The following is a 6,409-nucleotide window of genomic DNA, read 5'->3' on the forward strand; positions in this document are numbered from 1 at the left end:
ATTTATTAATATAGTTAAGGGCTATCGCAAGTTGATTTAAGTGTGCAGTTAGCTTTTCTTGTGCTTCATGCGCTTCCTTGAGTGTCACAAACTTAAAGTGTAAGAAATCGCCTGGTTTTAATTGTGCAAAGTGACGAAGATCTGCTTCGATCACTGTACCAAGTAATGGGTAACCCCCCGTTGTTTGCGCATCATTTAAAAGCACTATGGGTTCACCGTTTGGCGGTAACTGGATACACCCAGGAGCAACAGCCATAGATGGTAGTGAAATATCATGGCTGATATCACACTCATCACTTAATAGTCTTGTGCCCATGCGGTTGCTGTTAGGAGACACATGCCATGAATGATTAATAAAGTTTACTATGGTGTTTTTAGGTAGCAACGCGGCGTGTGGTGCAGCATGAATACGTATTTGCGTACTTTTAGGTGGAAGCATGGCGCCTAAACCAATTTTGGTCTTGTACTTAGGCGTAATTTGAAAGGTATCACCAGTTTGCAGTGCGTGACCGGTTAAACCACCAAAACCAGCTGAAATATCAGTTGAGTAAGAATCTAAAATAGGCTCTGGTAAATGCCACTCGCCGCCAATCGCAAGGTAACTTCTAAAACCATGGCGTGCTGCATTGAGCTTTAATACATCACCTTTTTTGATATAAAAACTCCATCCTGGTTCCACGGCATTGCCGTTCACTGTGGCTTTCATATCAGTGCCATGCAGTGCAATGTAATAATCATTATCAAATTGTATTTCAGCAAGGCCTAAGGTGATTTCGATTACTGGATTATTATCATCATTGCCGACTAAACGGTTCGTTATTATTTGCGCATAAGGGTCGATACAACCAGATTGACCAATTCCTAAGTGACGAGATCCTGTGCGACCTTGATCTTGTATAGACATTTGCATGCCAGGTTTGATGATAGTGATCATTTTAACACCTCCTGAATAACAAATTCTAAAGTATCGCCGGGCTCAATTGCGCATGGTGAAGCAGCATTAATATCAAATAATTTAAAATCTGCATGGCCGATAATCTGCCAGCCACCGGGGGAAGTTTCAGGGTAAATACCCGTTTGCTCACCGCCGATAGCAACAGAACCTTTTGGTACAGAAAGCCGTGGTTCAGCATGACGAGGTGTAAAAAGCTTTGGATTTAAACCATCTAAATAAGCAAAGCCGGGTTTAAAGCCTAAAAACAGAACATGGTATTTGGCATTGCTGTGCATTTGAGCAACATCGTCGACAGAGAGGTTATGATGCTTAGCAACATGCGCGATATCAGGCCCATATTCACCGCCGTAGCGCGTAGCTAACTTATGATGACGCGAATTAAAGTCACTAGATTTAAGTTCGTGCCATTGCTCAAGTAATCTTGGTAGCCAGCCTGCAAGTTGAGTTGGTTCTTTTAAATATAGGGTTAAATTATTATTGGCAGGAACTACATCAACAAAATCATCACTATTTTTACAGTACTGAGCTAATGCCCATATTTTCTTTTGTGTATTAAGTGTGTCGCTTCCTGTCACGTAGGCATCAAAAAAAATGCTGTGTGTAGTGAGCGCCATAATCTTTGGTGTGCTATTGGTCGTCGTCATTACTCATTAATCTTATTATTATCCCTTAATGCTTCTTAGCATATAGGCTGGATGTTGATGATGTAAATGTGTCTTTGGTGTTAATTAGAAAAACTCATGATAATCAAGTGGCTATAATTACTTATAGCCACTTGAAAAGTGCAATAGCAATTACTGTGCGTTATTTAATAACCAATTAGATAATAAACGTACACCGTAACCAGTTCCGCCTTCAGCTAGTTCATCTTTAGCTTTAGAGTTTAGCGCGTTGCCTGCAATATCAATGTGAACCCAGCGAGTTTCACCAGCAAAGTGTTGTAAGAAACTTGCAGCTGTAGTCGCCCCAGGGCCATGTGAGCCGATATTTTTTAGGTCAGCAATGTCTGATTTTAAGGCATCTTTGTAACCTAGTGGTAAACGCCATAGGTTTTCGTTTACTTGTTTACCAGCCACTGTTAACTGCTCAACAAGTGTATCGTCATCAGAGAATACCGCAGCATATTCATTACCAACAGCACGAATTTTAGAGCCTGTTAGGGTTGCAACATCTACCATAATGCTCGGCTTAAACTTGTCGCGGGCATACCACATTGCGTCACTTAGAACTAAGCGGCCTTCAGCATCCGTATTGACAATCTCAACGCTTAAACCTTCAGCAGTTCTAACTACATCACCCGGCGCTACAGAAAACTGTGACACCATATTTGCAGCCATGCCCATCACAGCAACTACGTTAGTATCGGCTTTTGCAAGTGCCATTGCTTTTACAGTACCTAGTACTGCTGCTGCGCCTGCCATGTCTGACTTCATGCGGGCAATTGATGCACCTGTTTTAATACTATAACCACCCGAATCAAAGGTAATACCTTTACCTATTAATGCGATAGGCGTGTTTTTATTACCTTGATAATGAGCAACAACTAAACGTGAACCTTCTTCACTACCACGACCAACCGCTTCAAGTGCGCCCATGCCAAGCTTTTTGATTTGCTTAGGTTCTAAAACAGTGATTTTAACACCTAACTTTTTAAGCTCTTTTGCAGCTTTTGCAAAATCAGCAGGAGTCATTTCTGTTGCAACTTCAGACGTTAAATCGCGCGCTAAAAAAACACCTTGCTCAATACTTTGCAGTAATTTGTGAGTTTTGACTGCTTGGTCTAAATTTTCAACATCAACCGTGTAGTTAATAACATGGCTGTCTTGTTCTTTTTTATATTGCTCAAAACGATGGTCACGTAAATTCGCACCATGAGCAAATTCAGCAGCGTATTTAGCATTGATTGCGCTGTCTTTTAACTCAGAAAAATCTAGGCTTACAGTTGCTTGTTTAGCAGACTGTAATTTAGCGTGAACATTACCACCCAGTTTTGCCATTTTTGCTGCATCCAGCTTCGGCTGCTCTCCTAAGCCAACAAGTAAGATGCGTTGGTGTTCGCTACCATTTGGCGCGATTACTTCTAATGTTTTGCCATAGCCAGCTTTAAAGTCACTAAACTCAATAACTTTGTTTAAGTGAGTTTGGGTTTCTGGTTTTAAATAATTAAAGTTAGCAACTTGGCTATCTGTATCTAAAAATAAAACTAAGGTGTTGTCGTTCGGTTTAATTGATTTTGCAAAAGTGAACTCTGCGGCATTCACTTGCGTAGCAAGTGTTAATCCTAATGCAATAGCAGATAAGCTGTGTGCAATTTTCATTTTTTAATATCCCAATGTTAAAAAGCTGTGTTTTACCGTAAATAAGGTTAAGAGTTAAATTGTTAGCGGTGAATCGCTGTTTGCATGCGTTTAAGTTGAAATTATTAATACCTATGCTCGGTCTCTATTAAATACAGGCTTTTACGAGGAAATTAGTATGACAATTAAGTCGATGTTACTGACACTATTCACTTGCAGTGCCATTTTTACCATCAGCCAAATTAAAGCTGAAACAATGCCAGATAATGCAACAGGGCATATCGAAACTATAGTGCTTGGCTCGGGTTGCTTTTGGGGAGCAGAAAAACGTTATGAAGCACTGGATGGCGTGTTAGATGCGGTATCTGGTTATGCTGATGGGCATGGATTTAAAGCAACTTACAAAAATATTACTCGTAGTTCTCGTCGTTTTGATGAAAACAATTACGCAGAAGTCGTTAAAGTGACATACAACAGCAACGAGTTAACAACACAATCACTTTTAAAATACTACTTTGAAAATCATGATCCGACTCAGCTAAATCGCCAAGGTAATGATATTGGTACTCAATATCGATCAACAATTTTGGCAAGTAATAAAGAGCAACTCGAGATTGCCAATAAGCTTAAAGATGAATATCAAGAAAAACTAACAGCAGCAGGGTTTGGCAAGATTGTAACTGTGATAAAACCGCTTGATGCGTTTTATGCTGCTGAGGATTATCACCAAGATTATTTAAAGAAAAACCCCAATGGCTATTGCCCTGATCATTCAACGGGCGTTGTATTCACACCAGTAGAAAAACAGCAGGTTGATAACACAGCCTTATTGGTAGGTAAGCAAATTGTAGTGATAGATGCTAAAGGTTACTGCCCATACTGTGAAAAATTCAAAAAAGACGTCGCCAATGAATACATGGGGTCAATCCCTATGACTTTTCGACATGCTGATCAGCTTGATGGTTTAAACATAAAAACTCCGACATGGGCGACTCCTACTTTACTATTTATTGAAAATGGCGAAGAGGTTTATGGCAGACAAGGTTATGTTAGTAAAGGTGAGTTTTACAAAGCGTTAGGCGCATTTAAGCTGGGTGACAGTGAAGCTTTTAGAGTGGCTTTTCATGCGACTACAGACAGCCCTTTTTGTAAACAATACGATATCTTTAAAAATACACCTGATGGAATTTTCATTGATAAGTTAAGTGATGCGCCGCTTTTTGACACCCGAGACAGATTCAATTCTGGCACAGGTTGGCTTTCATTTACTCATCCTGTAAAAGATAGTGTGACAATGCATGAAGATAACAGTTACGGCATGCAGCGAATTGAGCTTAAGTCAAAAAGCTCCGGCATTCACTTAGGTCATTTGTTCCCTGGTGAAGGGCCAAGAGGTAAAGATAGATACTGCATAAATGCTACAGTGCTTGATTTTGTGCCAAGAGATAAATCATAAAAGGTAATTGGTATAAGAAAACCAGCCGACATGGCTGGTTTTCTTTTAGCCTGATGACTTTTTACCACAATTTTAATTCCTGTTTAGCGAGATTTAAGTTAAACGACACCAGCTCGTTATTATTTAGCTGCACAGCTTCATAGAAATCGGCAATGGCTGCCGTATCATTTTTCGCCATTAGTCTGGCAATACCTCTATTACTTAATGCATAAGACGTCAGTTCATTACGTTTATAGTGTGGAGCATTGACCTTTTTAAGCATCGCGATTGCTTGAGAGCAATCTTGATCAGCTTTATCAAACTGCTTCAGTTTCACACTCGCAACGCAACGATTAAATGGCAAGATATAGTTGTTAGCTTCGTTCATTGTCTCTAAAGAATTATTAGCAAAGTTACCTTGCATAATTGCTTTTGAGCTTGCGTTATCGTCAACAACCATGAGTTTAAAGTCGTTGTTGTTGGCAAATACAAAATTTGAACAAACAAATAATATTAACCACAGGCAGGGTTTAAGATTTAATTTAAACATTGTTTTCTCCTTGTTAGTGTAAGCAATATGCTTACTCTATAAAGTTAGAAACACTGTATAAAACTGACAAACGAGATAATCGCACCCGTTAGGTGAAGAAAAGTATTCTATAAAGCAGATATTTAAGACGAAAAAAAGCCCGGTCAGAACACACAAGAACCGGGCTTTCGACAACAATTTGGTTGGGGTAACTTTTACAGCGCTAGGTTTTGTTTTGCGCGGCTTAAGTTATGGTTAACAAGTTCGTTTTTAGAAATTTGTACTGCTTCATAAAAGTCAGAAAGTGCAGCAGTATCGTTTTCAGACATGATGCGTGCGACACCACGGTTACTAAGTGCAAACGATGTTAATTCGCGGCGTTTGTAACCAGGTACTTTACTTGTGCTTAGAAGAGAAATTGCTTGAGTACACAGGCTTTCCGCTTCTGAAAAATTCTTTTCTTTAACGCTTAATGCACAGCGGTTGAAGGCAGTTTCGTATTGGCTAGTTGCATTGTCGTTAGTTTGAGCTTGCTCAATAACCATCAGTTTATAATCAGCTTGATCGGCTACTGCCATCGCTGAGCAAGTTAATAAAGAGCTAAGTGCAATAGTGGTTACAAGTGTTTTTAACATGATAGTTTTCCTCTGAATAAGTTGGTGTTTCTTGCCAACGAGTGAACTTTAAAATATTCCTATAAGCTAAACAAACGATTAAATTAAAACTGATAGATGAAGAAATTTAATCTATAGAGTAATTACTCAGTATTTGAGGTGTGGCGGGGTAGTAGAGGGGGGAATTTGAATATTAAAAAACCAGTTAAGCTATTAAACTTACACACTAATGTCATTGCTTTATTTCAGAGAGTGCCCCTAGCAAGTAGATTTGTAGGTATACGGCAGATATCTAGAAGAATGGCTATTACTTTAGAGCTATTTTCAAAACTAAAATATCTGCCGTATCATGTTGTTCTTTTAATAAAATAGTATTTCCGTTTAGTGCTGTTATTTGGCTACAAAACACTACGCAAAACTGTTGAAAATCATTACTTAGATTTTGAACACCTTGTTTATAATCATAAAAATTCATAGTAGGTGTCTGATTTTGTGTGTATTGATAGAAAAAACCATTTTCCTGTGGATAGACACTTAAAATAAAATGCTTATTATTTAAAAGGTTAGTGTCTCCATTGC

At 38.9% G+C, this 6,409-nt stretch carries 7 protein-coding genes; 1 reads left to right on the forward strand and 6 read right to left on the reverse strand.

Annotated elements, in window-relative coordinates; translation table 11 throughout:
• From L1D46_RS19135 to L1D46_RS19145, 3 genes are all read right to left on the reverse strand, one after another.
• Positions 1-934: biotin-dependent carboxyltransferase family protein (locus L1D46_RS19135; RefSeq protein WP_167657618.1), on the reverse strand; the 934-nt coding region annotated here is incomplete at its 3' end.
• Positions 931-1,599: a 5-oxoprolinase subunit PxpB gene (gene pxpB / locus L1D46_RS19140; RefSeq protein WP_239978050.1), complete on the reverse strand. Its 669-nt coding sequence runs from the start codon at positions 1,597-1,599 to the stop codon at positions 931-933. The genes L1D46_RS19135 and pxpB, both read right to left, overlap by 4 nt.
• Before the next feature lie 150 nt (positions 1,600-1,749).
• Positions 1,750-3,273 (reverse strand): leucyl aminopeptidase, encoded by a 1,524-nt coding sequence (locus L1D46_RS19145; protein ID WP_239978051.1) that lies wholly within the window; start codon positions 3,271-3,273, stop codon positions 1,750-1,752.
• A 157-nt stretch (positions 3,274-3,430) separates the two neighbouring features.
• On the opposite strand from L1D46_RS19145, the gene msrA reads away from it, so the two are divergent.
• Positions 3,431-4,708 (forward strand): peptide-methionine (S)-S-oxide reductase MsrA, encoded by a 1,278-nt coding sequence (gene msrA / locus L1D46_RS19150; RefSeq protein WP_239978052.1) that lies wholly within the window; start codon positions 3,431-3,433, stop codon positions 4,706-4,708.
• Between the two features lie 61 nt (positions 4,709-4,769).
• Here the strand turns inward: msrA and L1D46_RS19155 are convergent, their stop codons facing one another.
• The 3 genes from L1D46_RS19155 to L1D46_RS19165 form a co-directional block, all read right to left on the reverse strand.
• On the reverse strand, positions 4,770-5,237 hold the full coding sequence (locus L1D46_RS19155; protein ID WP_239978053.1) for a hypothetical protein: 468 nt from the start codon (positions 5,235-5,237) through the stop codon (positions 4,770-4,772).
• 194 nt (positions 5,238-5,431) lie between these two features.
• Positions 5,432-5,851 carry a hypothetical protein gene (locus L1D46_RS19160; RefSeq protein WP_063705413.1) on the reverse strand — a complete coding sequence of 140 codons (420 nt, stop codon included), beginning with the start codon at positions 5,849-5,851 and terminating at the stop codon, positions 5,432-5,434.
• 286 nt (positions 5,852-6,137) lie between these two features.
• A partial coding sequence (locus L1D46_RS19165; protein ID WP_239978054.1) for a hypothetical protein occupies positions 6,138-6,409 on the reverse strand: 272 nt, incomplete at its 5' end.

It is taken from the genome of Pseudoalteromonas sp. Isolate3 (assembly GCF_022398505.1).
GTDB lineage: Bacteria > Pseudomonadota > Gammaproteobacteria > Enterobacterales > Alteromonadaceae > Pseudoalteromonas > Pseudoalteromonas apostichopi.